Source organism: Microvirga sp. BF8 (assembly GCF_059888585.1).
Window position 1 is genome coordinate 2,746,765 of the sequence record NZ_CM187619.1, and the last position, 21,358, is coordinate 2,768,122.

Annotated in this window: 20 protein-coding genes; 10 read left to right on the forward strand and 10 right to left on the reverse strand. The window is 65.5% G+C overall.

Translation table 11 applies throughout. The features are described from left to right. The first annotated feature begins 71 nt into the window (after positions 1-71). Positions 72-2,462 (forward strand): PAS domain-containing protein, encoded by a 2,391-nt coding sequence (locus tag AC522E_RS13130; protein WP_500746705.1) that lies wholly within the window; start codon positions 72-74, stop codon positions 2,460-2,462. Between the two features lie 3 nt (positions 2,463-2,465). After that, positions 2,466-3,020 carry an isochorismatase family protein gene (locus tag AC522E_RS13135; RefSeq protein WP_500746706.1) on the forward strand — a complete coding sequence of 185 codons (555 nt, stop codon included), beginning with the start codon at positions 2,466-2,468 and terminating at the stop codon, positions 3,018-3,020. Here AC522E_RS13135 and AC522E_RS13140 read toward each other — a convergent pair. Further along, the gene (locus AC522E_RS13140) at positions 3,013-4,029 is read right to left on the reverse strand and encodes a hypothetical protein (protein ID WP_500746707.1); all 1,017 of its coding nucleotides are present in this window, start codon (positions 4,027-4,029) and stop codon (positions 3,013-3,015) included. The two genes, AC522E_RS13135 and AC522E_RS13140, sit on opposite strands and share 8 nt — an antisense overlap. A gap of 172 nt (positions 4,030-4,201) precedes the next feature. On the opposite strand from AC522E_RS13140, the gene AC522E_RS13145 reads away from it, so the two are divergent. Continuing rightward, positions 4,202-4,801 (forward strand): superoxide dismutase, encoded by a 600-nt coding sequence (locus AC522E_RS13145; protein ID WP_500746708.1) that lies wholly within the window; start codon positions 4,202-4,204, stop codon positions 4,799-4,801. A 94-nt stretch (positions 4,802-4,895) separates the two neighbouring features. Here the strand turns inward: AC522E_RS13145 and AC522E_RS13150 are convergent, their stop codons facing one another. Both AC522E_RS13150 and AC522E_RS13155 read right to left on the reverse strand, forming a co-directional pair. Then, entirely contained in the window at positions 4,896-5,510 is a 615-nt protein-coding gene (locus AC522E_RS13150; protein WP_500746709.1) for a 3'-5' exonuclease, read from the reverse strand. A gap of 78 nt (positions 5,511-5,588) precedes the next feature. Continuing rightward, the gene (locus tag AC522E_RS13155) at positions 5,589-6,464 is read right to left on the reverse strand and encodes a ChbG/HpnK family deacetylase (RefSeq protein WP_500746710.1); all 876 of its coding nucleotides are present in this window, start codon (positions 6,462-6,464) and stop codon (positions 5,589-5,591) included. Between the two features lie 110 nt (positions 6,465-6,574). Here AC522E_RS13155 and AC522E_RS13160 point away from each other — a divergent pair, with 110 nt between their 5' ends. Further along, on the forward strand, positions 6,575-7,561 hold the full coding sequence (locus AC522E_RS13160) for a glycosyltransferase family 2 protein (protein ID WP_500746711.1): 987 nt from the start codon (positions 6,575-6,577) through the stop codon (positions 7,559-7,561). Between the two features lie 3 nt (positions 7,562-7,564). Then, positions 7,565-9,091, forward strand: coding sequence for a murein biosynthesis integral membrane protein MurJ (gene murJ / locus AC522E_RS13165; RefSeq protein WP_500746712.1), 1,527 nt, complete (start codon positions 7,565-7,567; stop codon positions 9,089-9,091). Positions 9,092-9,095: 4 nt separating this feature from the next. On the opposite strand, the gene AC522E_RS13170 is transcribed toward murJ, so the two are convergent. Both AC522E_RS13170 and AC522E_RS13175 read right to left on the reverse strand, forming a co-directional pair. Continuing rightward, the gene (locus AC522E_RS13170) at positions 9,096-9,812 is read right to left on the reverse strand and encodes a DUF1194 domain-containing protein (protein ID WP_500746713.1); all 717 of its coding nucleotides are present in this window, start codon (positions 9,810-9,812) and stop codon (positions 9,096-9,098) included. A gap of 165 nt (positions 9,813-9,977) precedes the next feature. Next, entirely contained in the window at positions 9,978-10,853 is an 876-nt protein-coding gene (locus AC522E_RS13175) for a branched-chain amino acid aminotransferase (RefSeq protein ID WP_500746714.1), read from the reverse strand. Positions 10,854-11,017: 164 nt separating this feature from the next. On the opposite strand from AC522E_RS13175, the gene AC522E_RS13180 reads away from it, so the two are divergent. Beyond that, positions 11,018-11,701 carry a haloacid dehalogenase type II gene (locus tag AC522E_RS13180; protein ID WP_500746715.1) on the forward strand — a complete coding sequence of 228 codons (684 nt, stop codon included), beginning with the start codon at positions 11,018-11,020 and terminating at the stop codon, positions 11,699-11,701. Here the strand turns inward: AC522E_RS13180 and AC522E_RS13185 are convergent. The 3 genes from AC522E_RS13185 to AC522E_RS13195 form a co-directional block, all read right to left on the reverse strand. Next, positions 11,698-12,393 carry a glutathione S-transferase family protein gene (locus tag AC522E_RS13185; RefSeq protein ID WP_500746716.1) on the reverse strand — a complete coding sequence of 232 codons (696 nt, stop codon included), beginning with the start codon at positions 12,391-12,393 and terminating at the stop codon, positions 11,698-11,700. The two genes, AC522E_RS13180 and AC522E_RS13185, sit on opposite strands and share 4 nt — an antisense overlap. A 5-nt stretch (positions 12,394-12,398) precedes the next feature. Further along, a complete protein-coding gene (locus AC522E_RS13190; protein WP_500746717.1) occupies positions 12,399-13,781 on the reverse strand; it encodes a M20/M25/M40 family metallo-hydrolase in 1,383 nt (460 codons plus the stop codon). 573 nt (positions 13,782-14,354) lie between these two features. Continuing rightward, on the reverse strand, positions 14,355-15,896 hold the full coding sequence (locus AC522E_RS13195; RefSeq protein WP_500750690.1) for a helicase HerA-like domain-containing protein: 1,542 nt from the start codon (positions 15,894-15,896) through the stop codon (positions 14,355-14,357). 124 nt (positions 15,897-16,020) lie between these two features. Between AC522E_RS13195 and AC522E_RS13200 the strand changes: the two genes are divergently transcribed. Further along, positions 16,021-16,401 carry a DUF2267 domain-containing protein gene (locus tag AC522E_RS13200; protein ID WP_500746718.1) on the forward strand — a complete coding sequence of 127 codons (381 nt, stop codon included), beginning with the start codon at positions 16,021-16,023 and terminating at the stop codon, positions 16,399-16,401. 39 nt (positions 16,402-16,440) lie between these two features. Here the strand turns inward: AC522E_RS13200 and AC522E_RS13205 are convergent, their stop codons facing one another. Then, positions 16,441-17,124, reverse strand: a complete 684-nt coding sequence (locus AC522E_RS13205) for a glutathione S-transferase family protein (protein WP_500746719.1) — start codon at positions 17,122-17,124, stop codon at positions 16,441-16,443. A gap of 71 nt (positions 17,125-17,195) precedes the next feature. Then, a complete protein-coding gene (gstA, locus tag AC522E_RS13210; protein WP_500746720.1) occupies positions 17,196-17,816 on the reverse strand; it encodes a glutathione transferase GstA in 621 nt (206 codons plus the stop codon). 147 nt (positions 17,817-17,963) lie between these two features. Between gstA and AC522E_RS13215 the strand changes: the two genes are divergently transcribed. The 3 genes from AC522E_RS13215 (at position 17,964) to AC522E_RS13225 (ending at position 21,263) form a co-directional block, all read left to right on the forward strand. Next, complete coding sequence (locus AC522E_RS13215) at positions 17,964-18,875, forward strand: LysR family transcriptional regulator (RefSeq protein ID WP_500746721.1); 912 nt, start codon at positions 17,964-17,966, stop codon at positions 18,873-18,875. Positions 18,876-18,958: 83 nt separating this feature from the next. Then, positions 18,959-20,827, forward strand: coding sequence for a methylmalonyl-CoA mutase family protein (locus tag AC522E_RS13220; protein ID WP_500746722.1), 1,869 nt, complete (start codon positions 18,959-18,961; stop codon positions 20,825-20,827). A 40-nt stretch (positions 20,828-20,867) separates the two neighbouring features. After that, positions 20,868-21,263: a hypothetical protein gene (locus AC522E_RS13225; RefSeq protein WP_500746723.1), complete on the forward strand. Its 396-nt coding sequence runs from the start codon at positions 20,868-20,870 to the stop codon at positions 21,261-21,263. Positions 21,264-21,358 lie beyond the last annotated feature (95 nt).

A 21,358-nucleotide genomic window follows, 5' to 3' on the forward strand; every position in this document is an offset into this window, starting at 1 on the left:
GATGAATGGGTCGACGGGACCCGGCGGAGCCGGTCCGGACCCGCGCAGACGATGATCGAAAGCAGACGTCCATGACCGGACAAGGCAGCCAAACCACCCTCCAGGGCGCCGTCTCCTTCGAGGGAGACGATGAGAGCCGGCTTGCGGACCTCGTGGCCCGCCTGAACGAAACGGAGAGCGCCCTCCGCCGTGCCAACAGCAAGCTGCGCCTTACGCTCGATCTCGGAAAGTTCGGCTCCTGGGAGCGGGATCTCTCCGGCAGCGAAATCGTGGCGAATGCGACGTGCAAGGCCCATCTCGGCCTTGCGTCGGATGAAAGCCTCACCCTGGAGCGCCTGCGGAGGCTTCAGCATCCCGGCGACGTGGAACGCATCGAGAAGGCCATCGCCTACGCCCTCGCGACCAAGACCGATTATCACGTCGAGCATCGCGTCCTGAGACCCGACGGTCGGATCGGGCGCATCCTCGTCAAGGGCCGGGCCTTCTACGAGGGCGACACGCCTGTCCGCCTGGTCGGCATCACGCAGGATCTGAGCGAGCGTGAAAGAATCCGCGAGGAGGCACTGCACGCTCAGCATCGCCAGGAATTCCTCCTGAATCTCAACGACCGGCTCAGGGACTTCCAGGATCCGTACGACATCATGGAAGCGACCGCCCAGAGCCTCGGCCGTCTCCTGAAGGTCGACAGCGTCGGCTATGGCGAATACGACAGGGCGCGCGACGTGGTCATGGTGGAGCGCGAATGGTCGCGGGGGGTGATCAGCAACGAGGGCCGCAGCCATCGCTTCCGCGATCTCCCGTCCTGGGTCGTCGATGACCTGGAGCAGGGGGGCACCCTCGCGATCGCCGACGTCAAGACGGATCCACGCCTGAGCGACGCGCCCATCCAGTCTTTCTACGCCACCCTGAACGTGAGGACGACGGTGACCGTCCCGCTGCTCAACCAGGGTGAATTGAAGGCACTTCTCTACATCAGTTCATCCGAGCCGCATTCCTGGGCCGACGACGACATTTCCCTGATCGAGGACGTAGCCAAGCGGACCTGGATCGCCATCGAAAAGGCGCGGGCGGAGAGCCGTCTGCGCGAAACGCAGGCGCGGTTCGAAATCATCGCGGAATCCCTGCCCGCCCTCGTATGGATCCTGCGCGCGGACCTCAACCTCACCTATACCAACCAGCGATGGGTCACCTATTCCGGCTTGCCGCCGGAACAGGCTCTCGGACACAGCTGGATGAACGCCATCCATCCGGACGACCTGGCCAAGATCCTGGAAGACGTGAAGGGCCTCATTCGCACCCATTCGTCCTATGAGACGGAGGCGCGCTACAGGTCGACCGACGGCGTCTATCGCTGGCACCTGATCCGAGCCGCGCCGCTGCACGATGCGAAAGGCGAATTCACCGGCTGGGTCGGAACGAGCGTCGACATCCACGACATGAAGGAGACGGAGAAGGCCCTGCGCGACAGCGAGGAGCGTCTCTCGCTGGCGCAGCGCGCCGCCGGCATCGGCGTCTTCGACTGGGACGTGCCTTCGGGAAAAGTCACCTGGACCCCAGAGCAGGAGCGCCTGTTCGGCGTCGAGCCCGGCAGCTTCAAGGGCGATTTCGCCGCCTGGGAGGAAAAGGTCCTTCCGGAAGACCTGGGGCCCGCCAACAAAGTGATGCAGGAGGCGCTCGCACGCCACGACGGCGAGGTGAATCTCGTCTATCGCATGCGCCGGCCCGACGGCAGCGTCCACACCATCGATACGATCGCGCTGTTTTTCTACGATGCGGACGGCAAGCCCCTGCGCATGGTCGGCGTCAATATCGACATCACGCGCTACAAGCAGGCGGAACACCGTCAGCAATTGCTGATCCGCGAGCTTCATCACCGGGTCAAGAACACGCTCGCCACGGTCCAGGCCATCGTCGGCTCGACGGCTCGCACCGCATCGAGCATCGAGGAATTCTACCAGGGCTTCGTCGGCCGCATCGTGTCGCTGGCCCGCACGCACAACCTCCTCACCGAGGATTACTGGCAGAAGGCCTCTCTCGACGAATTGATCCAGACCGAGCTCGGGCCCTATGAGGACGAGGCGAGAAACCGCGTCACCATCGAAGGCCCCACCGTCGAGCTGCCGTCGGAGGCGGCCGTGCCGATCGGGATGGCCCTTCATGAGCTGACCACGAACGCCGCCAAGCACGGCGCGCTATCGACCTTCGGAGGCCAGGTGCACGTCAAATGGACCGTCGAGGAAGCGGAAACGGGAAAACCCGTCCTCGTCTTCTCCTGGACCGAGCAAGGCGGGCCACGGGTCACCGAGCCGTCCCGCCAGGGATTCGGCACGCGCCTCCTGCAGCGGGTTCTGAGTGCGCAGCTGAACGCGGAAGTGGATATGGATTATGACGAATCCGGGCTACGCTTTCACATGACGATGCCCATTCCCGAACAGACGGCGCTGTTCAATCCGGAGGCCTGACGCATGCTGCTGCACGCCGCCCGCTCACACCTTGTGGTCATCGACATGCAGCAGCGGCTCATGCCGGCCATTGACGGCGGCGACGCGTTGCTGCCACGGGTGAACCTGCTCTTGCGCGGCGCGGAACGTCTCGGCATTCCGGTGACCGTCACCGAGCAGTACCCGAAGGGTCTGGGGCACACGGTCCCCCCGGTGCTGGACGCGCTTCCCAGGGATGCGCTGATCGTGCCGAAGACGAGTTTTTCCGCGACAGGCGACAGGGCCTTCGCGGACAGTGTCGCCGCCTTGCGGGCCAGCGGTCGCGACCAGATGGTGCTCTGCGGCGCGGAGGCTCACGTCTGCGTGCTGCAGACCGCGCTCAGCCTTCACGCCATGGGACTTGCGGTCTTCGTCGTCGGCGATGCGGTGTCGAGCCGGGCGCCTGCGAGCGTCGCCGCCGCCTGCGCCCGCCTGCTCCACGCGGGCTGCCATTGGATTACGGCCGAGATGGCGATCTTCGAATGGCTCGAGAAAGCCGGGACGGAGGATTTCCGCGTCCTGTCGGCGCTCCTCAAGTAAGGCGGGTCCCGCCCTCCCCGGTGGCGATGAACTCCTTCAGCTCGTCGAGCGACTTGAACTTGAACATGCCCTGCGGGGTCTCCGCCTCGATGGACCCGTCCGAATACATCACATAGCGGTTGTCACCGGAATTGTAGGTGCCGATCACGGTTGCGCCGCTCTCCGGCTCCGCTGCGGCCTGCTCCTCCAACGGAGCCTCGACTCCGGCACCCGTCTCCGCGCCTGCGCCGTGCGATGGCTCCGGCTCGAAAATGTCGTCCTCGCGGGTCGGGATTTCGGGCCCGGGCACGGTTGAAGGCTTCTCGGGCTCGGGAGTGGGTTCGGCGGAAGATCCGGCCGGTTCGGGTTCGATCACGGAAAATTCGGTGTAGGTCGTCTCGCGGTAGCGCTCCGCGATGAGGAAGTCCGGAATGCGCACCTCGGGCTCGCCGCCCTCCTCCGCGGCAGCCTCTTCCCGGGCAGAGGTCGCGGTGCCCGCCTCTGCGGGAGCCTCGGGCTCATGGACCGGCCTCGGCTCGAAGAAGCGCCCCTGGCCGAAGCCTTCGCGAGGCGCGGGCGGCGGCTCCGGGACGACTTCGGATTCGGCCGGCGGGCGCTCCGCCTCCGGCGCGGCTACCGATGACGCGGTTTCGCCGAAGAGAGGCAAGGACGGCTGCTCGCTCTTCGCCGCCTCGGCCACATCGGAGGGCGCCGCCTCGGATGCAGATTTCGCGAGCAATCCTCCAGCCAGGGCCGCCAGCGACATGCCGGCCGCGGCGTCCGCCACATTCGCCGGTTCCTCGTCCTCGACGAGGTTGGCCTGGAGGCGCATGAGTTCGGCCTGGATGTGGGACAGGCGTGACACGACCGCCGCGACGCCCAGGAGCAGCGCACCGCTGGCGGCGCTGATGCTGCCTGCGATGACCATGGTCCAACCGCGCTCGACGAGAACGATATCCCAGCCAAGAATCGCGGCGAAGAGGCCGCCGACGATCATCGCAAAGGCCAGGGCGAAAAGGGCGATGACCATCCTGTCTCCGTTACGCAAAACATAATCTCTCAAAAGGCAGAGCTAGGTTTTTATAGGGCAAAGGCCATATCAAGAAAAGATTGGCCGGAAAAAAGTCGGAAGCTTGGCCGTTGCCCTCGGGGCCTTGCCGCTTTAACTAACCCGCAGGTCGCTCAACTCTAAGGAGACGCCGATGTCGTTCACTCTGCCCGAATTGCCCTACGCCTACGACGCCCTGCAGCCCTACATGTCGCGGGAGACGCTCGAATATCATCACGACAAGCACCATGCCGCTTACGTGAACACCGGCAACAACCTTCTGAAGGGCACGGAGTTCGAGGGCAAGAGCGTCGAGGAGGTCGTCAAAGGCTCCTTCGGCAAGAACCAGGCACTCTTCAACAACGCCGGCCAGCACTACAATCACATCCATTTCTGGCTTTGGATGAAGCCGAATGGCGGCGGTGCCCTGCCCGGCAAGCTGGAGAAGAAGATCGTCGAGGATCTCGGCTCTGTCGACAAGATGAAGGAAGACTTCATCCAGGCCGGCGTCAGCCAGTTCGGCTCGGGCTGGGCCTGGCTCGCCGTCAAGGACGGCAAGATCCAGATCATGAAGACCGCGAACGGAGAGAACCCGCTGGTCCACGGCGCCCAGCCGATCCTGGGCTGCGACGTGTGGGAACATTCCTACTACATCGACTACCGCAACCGCCGTCCCGACTATCTCAAGGCGTTCCTGGAAAACCTCGTGAACTGGGAGCACGTGGAAGAGATGTTCGAGACCGCGACGCGGTAAGCGGACATCTTTTGCGATTGCGAAGGGGCCCCTCAGGGCCCCTTTCTTTTGGCACCGACGGACTGGAGCCATGCCACCCAGGTGGATTGAATGGCTAGGAGAGCTGGAAGATTTCCGGCGCGAGCCTTCCAGCCCTCAACAGATGTTGCAGCGCGTATGTTACGGAAAGGGCATCGTCGAGCGCATCGTGCCCCTGCAGCGGAGGGTGCTCGACGCCATAGTAATCCGCCAGCCTGTTGCTGGGCGTCTTCGCGATATCCTCGATCGGCATCCCAGCCGCGATCACGAGCTTGACCGCATTGTCGAATCGGTGGGCGGGAATGGGCGGCTGAATGCCCGCCACATAGCAGCTGATGGCGATCATGTTCAGTTCGTCCTTGCCCCACGACCAGAACAGCGCTTCGCCCGAGAAGCGATCAACGTCGGCAAGGGCCTCCTGCAACGGTATCCCTTTGGTCTGGATATCGTCTCCGGTGATCCCGGTCAGCTTCGTGAAGTACGGGTCGATCGCATAGCTGTTGCCGAAGCGGTCGACCGGCCGAATGTAGGTCTTGTGCGTATCCAAGAGAGGGAAATCACCCTCCAGCCCCAGCTTCACGGCACCGATCTGGGCAATCACCGGGTCGGGGTCGTGAGCGCCGCACCAGAACCGGCTCTGCGAGCCTTGGACGCAGAGGAACTCGCAGTCGAATATGATGGCCGTCCTCATGGTTCCCCCTCTTCAGTGCTTTATCCACATGCATGGTTGTTCCGGACGTCCGTGCTTGCCGTTCGTCCTTTCCACGTCTTATGCGGACCTTTGGCCCGAGCGCTCTTGAAACGTCGGCTTGTCGACGAGGGCAATCCCCCGCTCCGCGAGCAAGTGCCCGAATGCCTCCGACTGCAGGTAGGACAGTTCCTCGGGGCGGCTCTCCACGGCGGGGTCGAGGCCGCGCAATTCATCATCCACGTAGCCCGGGTGGCACATCACCACCGGACAGGGTCCGAGATCGGTGAGGGAGGTCTCGAAGACACGCCGGGGCTCAATCGTCAGGTCGAGGGGCGCGAAGCCGGAAAAGCCGTCATTGGTGTCGAAACCGGCCGCGCGGGCCTGGGACCTGAATCCTCTCGCCAGCGCCGTGACGATCAGCGCCTTGCCGCGACTGACCGGCCGGCGCAGGATCGAAGCGATCCGGTCGGACGGATCGCGCAGCCAGACCCGTCCCGCATAGCCCCTCTCCCGCAGGACGAAGAACAGCGCCTGCCGGACCGGGGCCAGGACATGGACATGCTGATGGCCGTCGACGAAGTCGGGCAACGCCTCGTGGACCGCCTCGAACGCCACCAGCTGGCGGCGGATCTCGTCCTGGATTTCCTCGACCGACAGGCGTCGGCGCATGGCATTCGACAGCAGAACGCCGAGGGTCGGAAAGGCGCCGTCCGGAGTGAGGTGCGGCATAGGCTGGATCGGCACGCCGACGGTCAGGTTGACGTGGAGGCCAATCCCGATTTTGCCCACATGAGGCCTCAGGCCCGGCGCGGCGCGGCGCCAGCCCGGCATATTGGTCATGGCGCTCGTCGCGGACAGGCGGCCCTGCTCGGCAAGGTCGAGGATCCCCCGGCTGACGCCGTCCGTCAGGCCGAAATCGTCGGCGCAAAGCACCACCTGGCGGGGCAGACTCATTATCACCTCAAAATCGGCTATGCCGCACCCTATCCCTCTTGAGCAAAAGAGAAAACTCGGGTCTCAATGCGGCCCGGATCCATGGTACATCCCGGTCGAAGGAACATTGTGTGGCGTCGCCCAAACTCAGCGTCATCATCCCGGTCCATAACGAGAGCGCCAATATCGCGCCGCTCTGCGCGCGGCTGCTGCCCGTCGTGAACCGTATCACCTCCCTCTGGGAAGTGATCTTCATCGATGACGGCAGCCAGGATGACACCCTCGGCCGCATCAAGGCCCTCAGTCACGACGAACCGCGGATCGGCGCGGTCTCCTTCAGCCGGAACTTCGGAAAGGAGATCGCGATCGCCGCAGGCCTCGACCATGCCCGGGGTGACGCCGTGGTCATCATGGACGCCGACCTGCAGCACCCGCCGGAGATGATCGAGACCTTCGTGGAACGCTGGAAAGAAGGCAATCTCATGGTGTACGGCCAGCGCACCGACCGCTCCGACGAGACCCGGGTGAAACGCGGCTTCGCCCATCTGTTCTATCGCCTCTTCGCGCGTTTCGGCGAGATCAGCCTGCCCGAGGGCGCCGGCGATTTCCGCCTCATCGACAGGAAGGGTGTCGAGGTGCTCCGGAGCCTGGGCGAGAAGGCGCGTTTCTCGAAGGGTCTCTACGCCTGGATCGGCTTCAAGAACACGGGCGTGCCCTTCGTGGTCGAGGACCGGATGCACGGGGCCTCGAAATGGAGCTTCCGCAAGCTCTTCCGCTTCGCCTTCGACGGCATCGCGGCGTTTTCCACCGTGCCCCTGCGGGTCTGGACCTATATCGGCTTCCTGATCTCGTTTCTGTCCATCGCGACCGCCATCTACTTCCTGATCCGGACCCTTCTTTTCGGCACCGATCTCCCCGGCTTTCCGAGCCTGATCGTCTCCGTCATGTTCTTCTCAGGCATCCAGCTCATGTCGCTCGGCATCGTCGGCGAGTATGTCGGCCGGATCTTCGCGGAGGTGAAGCGGCGCCCGCTCTATGTGGTGCAGGAACGGGTGGGCGGTGCCGCCGAGGTCAGCTCGAGTCTCGTCCAGGACGATCCTCGGTTGCGCCGGGCCTGACGCATGTTCAAGAAGATCCTCTCGGTCGGAGGCTGGACGCTCGTTTCGCGCCTGACCGGCTTCATCCGCGACGTGGTGATCGCCGCGGTGATGGGAACTGGCCCGATCGCCGACGCCTTCGTGGTCGCATTCAAGATCCCCAACAATTTCCGCCAGATCTTCAGCGAGGGCGCGTTCAACAACGCCTTCCTGCCGACCTACGCGCAGGTGCTGGAGAAGGAAGGCGAGGAGAAGGCGCGCTCGTTCGCGAGCCGCATCACCACCCTGATGCTGATCGTGCAGATCGCCCTGCTCGTGCTCGCCTTCCTCGCCATGCCGACGGTGGTGGACCTGCTCGCCCCCGGCTTCTCGGACGAGCCGGCGAAATACGACCTTGCGGTGACGCTGACCCGGATCACGTTTCCCTATCTCCTCTTCATCACTCTCGTCACGATCCTCTCCGCGATCCTCAACGCCCATGAGCGTTTCGCGGTGGCGGCCGGAGCGCCCGTTCTCCTCAACCTCTCCCTGATCGCGGCGCTGGCGCTGGCCTTCCTGTTCCCGAATGCGGGGCACGCGGCGGCCTGGGGCGTCACCGTCTCGGGCGTGCTGCAGCTCGCGCTCGTCTGGTGGGACGCGAAGCGCAAGGACATCGCGCCCGGCCTCGAGACGCCGCGGCCCGACCCGGCCATGGGCACCTTCTTCAAGACCCTGGGACCGGCCGTGATCGGCTCGGCCGGGGTCCAGATCGCCATCTTCGCGGATACGATCATCGCCTCCTTCCTGCCGACGGGGGCGGTCTCGTCGCTCTATTACGCCGACCGGATCTATCAGCTTCCCCTCGGAGTGATCGGTATCGCCGCAGGCACGGTGCTGCTGCCGGAAATGACCCGCCGCATCGCGGGCGGCGACGAGGCGGGCGCCCACGCGGCACAGAACCGCGCCGTCGGGCTGACGCTGGCGCTCGCGGCGCCTTTCCTGGTGGCCTTCGTCGCCATGCCGGACCTGATCATGACGGCCCTGTTCCAGCGCGGCGCCTTCGATGCCGAGGCCGCGTCCCGCGCCGGCGCGGCGCTGGCGGCCTATTCCATCGGCCTGCCCGCCGCCGTGCTGATCCGCTCCGCCCTTGCGAGCTTCTATTCCCGCTCCGACACGGTGACGCCGCTCTATGCCTCGCTCACGGCGGTCGCCGCCAACGTGCTCCTGAAGATCGTCCTGATGGGGCCGTTCGGTGTCGTCGGGCTGGCCCTCGGCACGGCGCTCGGCGTCTGGGTCAACCTGGTCCTGCTCCTCATCCTCGCCCGCCGCCGGGGCTGGAACGACCCGAGCTCGGGCCTGATCAGGACCTGCGCCGCCATCGCCATGGCGAGCGCCATCCTCGGCGTCTTCGCCTGGCTCGCCCCCACGCCGCTCTCCCAGTGGACCTCCACCCTCCCGGCCTGGCGCAGCGAGATTCTTCTCGCCGTTCTCGGCGCCTGCGGGGCGGTGATCTACGGAATCGTGCTGCTCGGCGGCATGAAGGTCCTCGGCGTGCGGCTGGCGCGGCGCTGAGCTGTCACCGCGCGGCGAAGCGCGAAGGCGCGTCGCGGCCGGCGACCTCGGTCAGCAGCTTGCGGCGGGCCGCCACCGCGAAGGGGCGCGTCTCGTCGGCGATCTCGACGAAGGCGCCCGGCCCGCCGATGACGTTCCGCGCATAGTACTCTTCCAGTGCCATGCCGCCGGGGCCGCCGGGCCGTCCCCCCGGACGGCGGATCGACAGGGCGTTGATGGTGAAGCCCTTCGCCAGGGCCTCCGCCCGGGCCGAATCGAGGGGCCGTCCGTTCATGTTGGGCCCGTCTCCGGACACGTCGATGACCTTGCGGGCGCCCTGATGCTCGTTCGTCTCCACGAGGCGAACGGAAAAGTCGATGGCGTTGGAGATGGAATTGTAGCCCGTGGCCCCCCGCGGCGCATTCACGAGCTTGTCCGCAAAGACCTTGGCGCTCGCCCCGTCGCGGATCACATGCCAGTCGACGATGAGCACCTGGGAGCTCGGCCCGCCCCATTCCATGAAGGCGACGGCAATGGCGCCGATGGGCCCGTCCCTGATGCCGTCGAGCACGTCCTTGCTGGTGAGTGCATCCGCCCAGCCCTGCCGCTGGAGGCGCAACTCGTCGCTGTCGATGGAGCCCGAGCCGTCGGCGGCGAAGACGAGTTCCAGATCGACGGATTCGGCACTGGCCGCGCCGGTCATCAGGCCGAGGGCGAACAGGGTGGCGAAGGCGACGCGCATCGAAGGCTCCATCCGCAATGCTGAAGCCATCTAGGGCACAAGGCGCGGAGAGCCGCTGGCGGGCCGGATCACGATTTCGTTGAAGACAACCACACCGTCATTCCGGGGCGCCGCAGGCGAGCCCGGAACGACGATGGCGAACGCTGAGGAGGTTCAGCGCAACGATCAAGCCGCCTTGCCGAGGCGCTTGTCGTGGGCGAAGGCCCAATAGAGTTCGCGGGCCTTGTGGAAGAAGGGGCCGGGCTGGAGGTCGCGGCTGTCGATGCGCAGGACCGGCATGACCTTGGAATAGTTCCCGGAGATGAAGATCTCGTCGGCTGTCGCGAAATCCTCGTAACGCAGGACCGATTCCCGCACCTCGACGCCGTCGTCGCGCAGGAGCTTGATCACGCGCTGGCGGGTGATGCCGTTGAGGAACGTGCCGTTCGGAATCGGCGTGTGGACCACGCCGTCCTTGGCCATGAAGACGTTGGAGGTGCCAGTCTCGGCGATGTTGCCGAGGGCGTCGCACACGAGGGCATTGTCGAAGCCCTTCTCCCTCGCCTCGCGGAGAACGCGGGCGTTGTTGGGATAGAGGGCCCCCGCCTTAGCGTCGGTCGGAGCCGAATCGAGGGTCGGGCGGCGGAAGCTCGACTTCATCACCGACAGGCCGCCGGGCACGGGCATCGGCGCTTCGAACAGGGACAGGCAGAACTGGGTCGATTCCGGGTCCGGCGAGATGGTCGCGATGCCTTCCGCCTCACCCCAGTACATGGGTTTCACGTAAAGGGCGGTGTTGGGAGCGAATTTCTTCACCCCCTCATGCACGAGGTCCTGGATCGCCTTGGGATCCATGGTCGGCTTCAGGCCGATGGTCGCGGCGGAGCGGTTCACGCGCTCGCAATGGCGGTCGAGATCGGGGGCGACGCCTTCGAAAACGCGGGCGCCGTCGAAGACCGACGAGGCGAGCCAGGACACATGGGACCGAGGTCCGATCAGGGGCGGATTGCCCTCATGCCATGCACCGTTGAACCAATTCCACGTCTGCGAATACCAGGCCACTTGTCACTTCCTTCAAGGTCAATGTTGCTGCCCTATCGAATCCCCTCGCCGCGCGAGCGTCAATCGCTTGTTTCGTCTCAGGCATAAAGACTTGTGATCGATCCCATGAACGGTCTTGATTTGCTGCCCATTGCACGCGCCCCTGTGCGATGAGAGGATTTGCCATGGCTTCGCTCGCACCCCTCCCCGTCTCCGCCAAGGCCGTCGTCTTCGATGCTTACGGCACCCTGTTCGACGTCCATTCCGCCGTCGCGCGCCACATGCACGAGGTCGGCCTCGACGCGGGGCGGTTTTCAGAGACATGGCGGGCAAAGCAGCTCGAATATTCCTGGGTTCTGTCCCTCGCCGGGCGCTACGCACCGTTCTGGGTTCTGACCGAGCAGGCCCTCGACTATGCCTTCGCGCATTTCCCGAACGTGGACCGCCAAGTGAGATCGGCGCTCCTGCAGGCCTATCGCAGCCTCGACGCCTATCCGGACGCTCGCGCGACCCTCGACGGACTGCGCAAGCGCGGCCTGCGAACCGGCATCCTCTCCAACGGCGATCCCGGCATGCTCGATGCCGCCGTCTCCTCGGCCGGTCTGTCCGCCAGTCTCGATGCGGTGCTGTCCGTCGATGCCGCGCGCGTCTTCAAGACCCATCCTCGCGCCTATGAGATTACACTCCAGGCTTTTTCCGCGACGGCGGAGGACATCGTGTTCGTCTCGTCCAACCGCTGGGACATCGCGGGCGCGACGGCCTTCGGCTTTCACGCGGTCTGGATCAACCGACTCGGTTTGCCGGACGAATACGCGGAGCTTGCGCCCCGCGTCGTAGTGTCTTCGCTCGAGGACCTGCTTGCGACCTAAGCCGCCACCGGCTTGGCGCGCAGATCGTCCAGCCACAATCCGGACTCGCGAGCTTCCGCCTCGTGCCCCGGCTCGCGGACGGTCTCAGCAAGGGCGGCCGCGTACCAGCTGCGCATCGCGGGAAGAGCGAGAAGCCGCGCGACATATGCCATCGAGACGTCATCGAGAGCCAAGCCATAGGTCTGGATACGGAATGCGACCGGCGCGAAGAATGCATCGAGTGCGGTGAAGGATTTTCCGGCAAGGAAGGGGCCGCCGAAGCGGGAAAGCCCCTCGTTCCACAATTCACCGATGCGGGCGATATCCCGCTTCAATGCCTCGGGCATTCCGTCGAGCTGCACGCGGATGCCGCAATTCATCGGACAGCGGTTCCGCAACGTCCCAAATCCGGAATGCATTTCGGCCGCCGCGCAGCGGGCCCAGGCCCGCGCCGTGGCGTCCGCCGGCCAGACACCTTCATGGCGCTCGGCGAGATATTCCGTGATGCCGAGAGAATCCCACACGAGAGTGTTGCCGTCCTTCAGACACGGCACCTGGCCGGTCGGCGAGAAGTCCCGGAACGACTCCCAGCTCGACCCCTCCGCAAACGTCATCTGACGCTCCTTGAAAGGAAGGCCGAGTTCGCGCATCAGCACCCAGGGACGCAAGGACCAGGACGAGTAATTCTTGTTGGCGATGAAGAGCTCGTACACGGCTTTTACTTCGCCAGCGCCGCCAGGATGCGCGCCCAGGAGCGCGTGCCCTTGTGGAAGCTCTTGAGGTCGTATTTCTCGTTCGGCGAATGGATGCGGTCGTCGTCGAGGCCGAAGCCGACGAAGAGCGTATCGAGGCCGAGCGTGCGCTTGAAATCGCCGCCGACCGGGATCGAGCCGCCCATGCCGATGACGATGGGATCCACGTTCCACTCGTCGTGCAGGGCGCTCTTCGCCGCTGTGAGCGCCGAGAAATCGTGCGGCAGCGCGAGGGCGCGGGACCCCTTGTGATGGATGAATTCCACCGAGCAATCGGCGGGAATGCGCTCGCGCACGAAGGCCTGGAAATTCGCGGAGATTTTCTCGGGGTCCTGGTCGCCCACGAGACGGAACGAGATCTTGCAGCGCGCTTCGGCTGCGATCACCGTCTTGGTGCCCTCGCCCGTATAGCCACCGATGATGCCGTTCACGTCGCAGGTCGGGCGCGACTGGATCTGCTCCAGCAGCAGGCGTCCCTTCTCGCCCGCGGAATGCCTGAGGCCGACCTGGCCGAGGAATTCTTCCTCCGTCAGGTTGAGCTTCTTCCACTGGTCGAGCACCTGCGTCGGCGTCTCGTGCACGCCCTCGTAGAAATCCTTGATGGTGATGCGGCCAGTGTCGTCATGAATGGCGGCAATGATTTTCGAGAGCACATGGATCGGATTGCGCGCGGCGCCGCCGAACGAGCCCGAATGCAGATCGCGATCGGCGCACCGCACGATCACCTCCTCGTAGACCATGCCACGCAAGGAAGAGGTGATGGCAGGCGTGTTCTGGTCCCACATGCCGGTATCGCAGACGAGCGCCACGTCCGCCTTCAGCTCGTTCTTGTTGGCCTCGATGAACTCGGGCAGGAACTTCGAGCCGTCCTCCTCCGCGCCTTCCACGAGGAAGGTGATGTCGATGGGAAGCGAGCCGGTCACGGCCTTCCAGGCGCGGCAGGCTTCCACGAAGGTCAGGACCTGCCCCTTGTCGTCCGCCGAGCCGCGGGCGCTGATGGCCTTGCGGCCATCCGGCAGCGTGATGATGCGCGGCTCGAAGGGCGGCCGCTCCCACAGATCGAGCGGATCGACCGGCTGCACGTCGTAATGGCCGTAGAACAGCACATGCGGCTTCGCGCCGCCTTTGGCATGGCCGACCACCGCCGGATGCCCGCCCGTCTCGCGCAGGGATGCGTCGACGCCCAACCCCTTCAGCTCCTCCACCAGCCATTGGCCGGCCTTGCGGCAATGGTCCTTGTAGGCGGGATCGGTCGAAATGGACGGGATCGTCAGCCACTGGAACAGCCGCTCCAGGGAAGAGTCGAGGTCGGTATCGATCTTGGCGAGGACTTGGTCGAGCTGGGACATGGCTTTCCGCTGCATTGGACGAATCGAGGCGGGCGACAAGGTGCGCCGAACGAAAGGGTGCGGCAAGGGGGATGAGGCGCCTCCCCGGTCCGGCGCACCGCTGCTGTCATCCCGGGGCTGCGCTATCAGAGACATCTGTCAAAGCCGGAAGCGTCGCGAGAAAGGCGCAGCGGCTGCCGCTGCTCTTCATTCTTCAGGCCCGGTGGCTACGGGTTTCCCGCTTCGCCCGGCCCTTCGGGTTGGGCTCTCGCTTTGCTCACTCCGGAATGACGGAGGTCGATCCCCTCACGCTGTCATTCCGGATTGCCGTCAGGCAAGTCCGGAACCCATAAACGCTGACGTTTCAGAATGAAGCGCTGTGGCTGCCGTTGCGTTTTCTCCGGCACGACGGAGGTTGATCCCGTTACGCTGTCATTCCGGATTGCCGTAACGGGATCAACGTCCGTGGCTCCGAGGTGAGCAAAGCGGAGCTCAAGGCTATGGTGCTGCCGCGCATTGTCCTGAACCGGGCGCGTTTGTGAGGTGCGGGCCCGGCCCGAAGAGGGCCGTCCGCCGGAACGACGGCGAGGGAAACTACCGCCGCAGCAAACCGCCCAGGGTCCCGCGCACAATGGCGCGGCCGATGGAGCCGCCCTGGCGGCCTGCGATGGATTTGCCGATCTCGGCCGCCAGGGTGCCCACCGTCTGGTTCACCACGGTGCGCGTCACTTCGCGGGTGACACGCTGGCCGACCGTCATCGTGCCCTTGCGCTGCGGACCGCCGGTGCCGAAGAGGCTGCCCAGCATGTCGAGGATTCCACCGCCGCCCTGGGCGGCCTGCGCGTCGGCGGCGGCCTTTTCCGCGCGCTTGGCGAGCATCTCGTAGGCGGATTCGGAATCGATGGACTGCTCGTACTTTCCGCGCAGGACGCTGGAGGAGACAATCTGCTGGCGCACCGACGCATCGATGGGGCCGACCTGCGCCATCGGCGGGGCGATGAGAGTCCGCTCCACCATGGATGGAGCCCCCTTGCCCTCGAGCGTCGAGACGAGGGCCTCGCCGACGCCGAGTTCGGTGATCGCCTTCTCCGTGTCGAAGGCCGGGTTCTGCCGGAAGGTCTGCGCTGCGACGCGCACGGCCTTCTGCTCCCGCGGAGTATAGGCGCGGAGGGCATGCTGCACCCGGTTGCCGAGCTGCGCCAGCACCGTCTCCGGCACGTCGGCCGGATTCTGCGTCACGAAATAGACGCCGACGCCTTTCGAGCGGATGAGCCGGACGACCCGCTCCACCGTCTCGATCAGGGGCTTGGGCGCGTCGGCGAACAGGAGATGCGCCTCGTCGAAGAAGAACACGAGCTTGGGCTGGTCGAGATCACCGACTTCCGGCAATTCCTCGAACAGCTCGGACATCAGCCACAGCAGGAACGTGGCGTAGAGGCGCGGGTTGGCCATCAGCTTGTCGGCGGCGAGGATGTTGACGATGCCGCGCCCGTCACGGTCGGTGCGCATCAGGTCCTTGATGTCGAGGGCGGGCTCGCCGAGGAACTCGTCGCCTTTCTGATTTTCGAGCACGAGAAGCTGGCGCTGGATGGTGCCGATGGTGGCCTTCGAGACATTGCCGTAGGTGGTGGTCAGCTCCTGCGCATTGTCGGCGATGAGTTGCAGAAGGGAGCGCAGATCCTTGAGATCGAGGAGCAGCAGGCCCTGCTCGTCGGCGATGCGGAAGGCAATGTTGAGCACGCCTTCCTGCGTGTCGTTGAGGTCGAGCAGGCGCGAGAGAAGAAGCGGTCCCATCTCCGACACGGTCGCCCGCACCCGGTGGCCCTGTTCGCCGAACAGGTCCCAGAACACGACCGGAAAACGGTCCGCCTTGTAGTCGATGCCGATCTCCTTCGCGCGGTTCACGAAGGCATCCTTGGCATTGCCCTGCGCCGCGATGCCGGACAGGTCGCCCTTGATGTCGGAAGCGAAGACCGGGACGCCAGCCTGGGAGAACCCTTCCGCGAGAACCTGCAGGGACACGGTCTTCCCGGTGCCCGTCGCCCCGGTGATCAAACCATGGCGGTTGGCGAGCGCCAGATCCAGGTATTCCGGTTTGGTGCTCTTGCCGATGAAGATCTTGCCGTCCTGAAGCATCATGGTCCTCCAAATGCCTCTGCCACTTTAAGGAATCCATCCTCGGGTTTCCACTGCCGCACGCCTTGATTTCGAATCCGTCCAGCGCGAATTATCCGCTCCAACGTCACCCAAGGAGATTCCCATGGAAGAGCTCATCGCCCGCGTCACCGAGAAAACGGGCCTCGAGGCCTCGACGGCCAAGAAAGCCATCGGGCTCATTCTCGCCTTTCTCCGCAAGGAAGGTCCGGCGAACGAGGTCAATCAGCTCATCGCGGCGCTGCCGGGAGCCGAGGAGGCCATCGCGCAGGCCGGCAGCGGCGGCGGTGGCGGTCTCATGGGGATGGTGGGTTCCATGGGCGGCGGCGTCATGGCGCTCGGCGGGCAATTGATGGGCGCAGGCGTCTCCATGGGCCAGATGCAGCCGCTCGGCCGCGAGCTCTTCGCCTATGGCCGCGAGAAGGCCGGCGAGGACGTGATGGGCCCCATCGTCGGCGCGGTCCCCGGCCTGTCGCAGTTCGTGTAGGCGCGCGACGATCCGCGACCGCCTTTCCGGGCCCGCTCGTCAACGCGCGTCCCGGGAGGACGGCCCGGCCATCCATGCCGCCATGTAGGAGCGGCGCGTCTCCAGAAAGGTCCGCAAGCGCCCGGGATATCCGGCGTCGACCGCGAGACGCACGCTTTCGCGCTTCGCCAAAGCCTGGCGCCAGGCGCTGACCTTGGGCAGGTCGCCGATGATCCCGGGACCGGTCACGCTGTCGAACAGGTCGAAATAGCGAAATACCGGACCGAAAGCGGCATCGACCATGCTGAAGCGGGCTCCTGCGAAGTACGGCCCCGCATCCAGGGCATCCTCGACCTTCATGAACCGGCGCGTCAGGTCGCCTGCCTTTGCATGGAAAGACGTCTCGTCCGGCGCGTTGTAGAGGCTGCCGATATCGTTGAGGACTGCCGACGCGAACTCCGCCCAGGCCCGGTGCTGCGCGCGCCGCAAGGCATCCGCCGGGTGAAGGCGCGGCGCGATGGTCTCGTCGAGATAGTCGCAGATCACGGCGGATTCGAAGAGGACCTCCTCGCCGACTTTCAGAAGCGGGACCTTGCCGAGGGGCGACAGGGCTCTGAACCAGTCGGGTCCCTCTCCGAGGTCCACGTTGGTTCTGACGAAAGCTGCGCATTTTTCGTGGAGCACGATGGCGACCCGCTGCGCATAGGGACAGAGATGATGGCTGACGAGTTCCAGCGATGGCATGGGATGATCCCGGATTGCTTCTGATGGGAGCCGAGCAGGGCGCACGGCCGCGTGCGCCCTGAGCCGCTGTTTTACGCTGCTTGCTTGAGAAGGCCCTCGGCCAGCATCGCCTCTCGCACGGCCGGACGCGCAGCGATCCGGTCCAGATAGGCGGCGAGACGCGGGAATGGCTTGAGATCCACGTGCAGGAGCTTCGACCAGCTCACAATGGTGAAGGCGTAGGCGTCCGCCACCGTGAACCGTTCGCCGGCGAGAAACGGCTTCGTGCCAAGGCGGTCCTCGAGGATGGCGAACCGTGCCGCGAGCTTCGCATGGACCGCCTTCCTGGTCGCCTCCTCCGTCTCCGGATGCCAAAGCCATGGGCTGAAGCTCTTGTGCAGTTCGGTCGCGATGAAATTCAGCCATTCCTGAACCCGGAACCGTTCCAGCGTGCCATGGGCCGGAAGGAGATCGCGATCGCCGGACTGGTCCGCCAGCCACTGGAGGAGCGGCGCGGCCTCGGTCAGGATCTCGCCATTGTCCAGCTCGAGGGCGGGGACATAGTTCTTGGGATTCACGGTCTCGAGAGGCCTGCCGCCCTCCAGCCGATGCCTGGCAAGGTCGACCTTTACCAGATCGAGCCCGATCCCCGCTTCGCGGGCGACGATGTGCACGGCGAGAGAGCAGGCTCCGGGAGAAAAGTAGAGCTTCATGGGATTTCCTTTCCATCTGAGGCCGACGCGGCAATGACGAGCCGAATGCGGCGATGGACAAGGACTACGACTTGCTGAGATGCATATCCATCGGCGTCTTCAGCAGCAGCGCTTGCATGTCCGCAAGTCCATGCGTAGCATGGCCGGATGGACGACTGGAATGATCTTCGCCTTGTGCTCGCCATTGCCCGCAACGGCAGCCTGACCGGCGCGGCAAGAGAACTCGCGGTGAACCATTCGACGGCCTTTCGCCGACTTGGAGCGCTCGAGGCCGTACTCTCGGTCCGGCTCTTCGAGCGGCTGCCAGGCGGGGTCTATCTACCGACGGAGGCGGGGGAACGCATGGCTGCGGCAGCCGAGCGGATCGAGACCGAAACCGCCGCGCTCGACCGGGAGATCGTCGGCCGGGACCGCAGCCTCTCGGGCCGGCTGCGCGTCACTTCGTCGGAAACGCTGGCCTTTCGAATTTTGACGACGCAGATCGCCCGCTTCCGGCAGCTGCACCCGGGCATTCTGGTCGAGCTGGCGATCGACAACCGGGTCCTCAGCCTCTCCAGGCGCGAAGCCGATATCGCGTTGCGCGTCACACGCCCGCGGGAAGGCGATCTTCACGGACGCAAGCTCTCTGCCATCGCCTGGACGGTCTATGGCTCGCGCGAGCTGCTCGCCGGCGCAACGCCCTTCGAAGGCCTCGCGGATCTCGCCGCCTTTCCCGTCATCGGCTGGGAGGAAACCGTGAGCGGCATCAATGCCGCCGACTGGCTGGCCGAGCACGTGCCGCCGGCGGCGTTCGCCTATCGCACGAACAGCATCGTCAACCAGCTCGTTGCCGCGAAGGCCGGCATCGGCATCGCCGTACTCCCCTGCTATCTCGGTGATCCCGAGCCTGATCTTGTGCGGCTCGTCCGCGAGCCGATCCCCGAGCTGGCCCGCGAGCTCTGGATCGTCACCCATGCGGACCTGCGCCGGACGGCCCGCGTGCGGGCCTTCTTCGAGGTGGTCGGCGACGGGCTGGCGGCGGAGCGCCCCCTCCTGACCGGCCTGTCGCGCCGGGATTGACGAAAGGCGACCCAGCGGGGTCTTTGGTTCGCTCCCCGAACCGGTTACAAGGCCGTCAGCGCCTTTCCAGAGAGTTTTCCGCCATGGATGATCTTGCCCTCGCCTCGGAATTTCCCCAGCCGTCACGCGAGCAATGGCTCAGGCTGGTCGAAGGAGTGCTGAAGGGGGCGGATTTCGAGAAGAAGCTCGTCTCCCGGACCTATGACGGGCTGGCGATCCAGCCGCTCTATCCGAAGGCGGAAGGCGCATCCCCGGTCACCCGGGCCGAAGTGGCGCCCTGGCGCGTGGCGCAGCGGGTCGATCATCCGGACCTCGGCGTCGCCAATGCGCTGACCCTGGCGGATCTGGAGGGCGGCGCGGATTCCCTCACCCTCGTCACCCGCAAGGCGCCCTCCGCCCGGGGCTTCGGGATCGGCGAGACGGTCGATGACCTGGACCGCGTCCTGTCCGGCGTGATGCTCGACCTGATCCATATCCGCCTCGATGCAGGCGGCCATGGCAGAATCGTCGCGGGGCACTTCGCGACCCTGGCGGAGCGGCGCGGCCATGCCCTGTCGCAGATCTCCGCCGATCTCGGCCTCGATCCCATCGGCGCAATGGCGGCCATGGGCCTCCTCTCTGCCCCCTGGCCGGTCGTGGCCGGACGGCTCGGCGAGACCCTTGCCGACCTGACCGAGCGCGGCTTTGCCGGCCGCACGGCGCTCGCCGACGGGCGGCCCTATCACGAAGCCGGAGCCGGCGAAGCCCAGGAGCTGGCGGCCGTGCTGGCCACGGGCGTCGCCTACCTGCGCGCCCTCGAAACATACGGTCACTCGCTCGAGGCCGCGCGCGACACGCTGTCCTTCCTGCTCGTGGCCGATGCCGACGAGTTCCTGACGGTGGCCAAGTTCCGCGCGCTGCGGCGGCTCTGGGCCCGGATCGAACAGGCCTCGGACCTGGCGCCCAAGCCGATCCGCCTCCATGCGGAGACCGCGTGGCGGATGGCCACCCGCCGCGACCCCTGGGTGAACATGCTGCGCGGCACCATCGCCGCCTTCTCGGCCGGCATCGGCGGCGCCGATGCCATCGCCGTCCTCCCCTTCACAGTGGCCCTCGGCCTGCCCGACGCCTTCGCCCGCCGGGTGGCCCGGAACACCCAGGCCATCCTGCTCCATGAAGCGAATCTCTGGCGCGTCGCCGATCCCGCCGCCGGCGCGGGCGGCTTCGAAGCCCTGACCGACGCCCTCTGCGAGAGGGCCTGGGACCTGTTCCAGGAGATCGAGCGTGATGGCGGCATCGTGGAAAGCCTTGTTCGCGGCACTCTTCAAACCCGGATCGGTGAAACGCGCGCCCGGCGCGAACGGGCCGTCGCGACGCGGCGGGAGCCGATCACCGGCACGAGCGAGTTCCCGAACCTCGGCGAGGCGGATGTCGCCGTGCTCCTCCCCCTCCCCCCGCCGGGCAGCAAGCAGGAGGGCGCGCCGTCCGTTCCCGAGGCAGTGCACATTGAGCCGCTGCCCTCGATCCGGACCGCCGAACCCTTCGAGCGCCTGCGCGACCGCTCCGATGCCCTGCTTGCCCGAACCGGCACACGCCCGACGGTCTTTCTCGCCAATCTCGGGCCCCTGTCGGCCTTCGGTGCCCGCTCCACCTTCGCCAAGAATTTTTTCGAGGCCGGAGGGATCGAATCCCTCTCCAACGATGGCTTTTCAAGCTTAACTGAGCTCCAGCAGGCCGCCATCGACAGCAAAGCAAAGCTTATCTGCATCTGCTCTTCCGACGATATCTATCAGGACCATGCGATTGCCGCTGCAAAAACCTTGCGGGAGTCAATCTCTGGACCCATCTTCCTTGCTGGCCGCCCCGCAGATCTGGAACAGGGCCTGAGGGCGGCGGGTATTACCGATTTCATTTATGTGGGATGCGATGTCCTTGGGCTTCTGAACCGGGCCCTCGATCAGGCAGGAGCCTGAGGACCCGGCGACATCGCGCCCTTTCGAAAGGGATTGCGCCATGAACGCCGCACAACATCTCATCGCCGCGCTGAGCCTTGTCGCCCTTCCTGCCGGAGCGGGGATGGCCGCATCCGGCGCCGCCGTCCACAACGGCACCTGGAGCGTGCAGATGGTGACGGATTCGGGGCTGTGCGAACGCAGCTACAACTATTCCATCGCCATCGAGAACGGGAATGTCCGCTACATCCTTGCTCCCGGCGACTCCCCCACGACCGTGAAGGGCGAAGTGCAGCCCAACGGTTCAGTCGACCTCGACATTTATCGCAGCATCGCCAAGGTCGATGCCACCGGCCGATTGGACGGCAGATCCGGTTCCGGCACCTGGAAGCTCAACATGCTCGGCTGCTCGGGCCGGTGGACGGCGCAGAAGCGCTCGACCGTCGTGCAGGGCTGAGACGATGGGCCTATGCCCTGCTCCCTTGCGCCAATGGCATCCCTGAGGCACATGACCTAGAATGAATCCGCACTGATCGGCCATTTTCGCGAGGG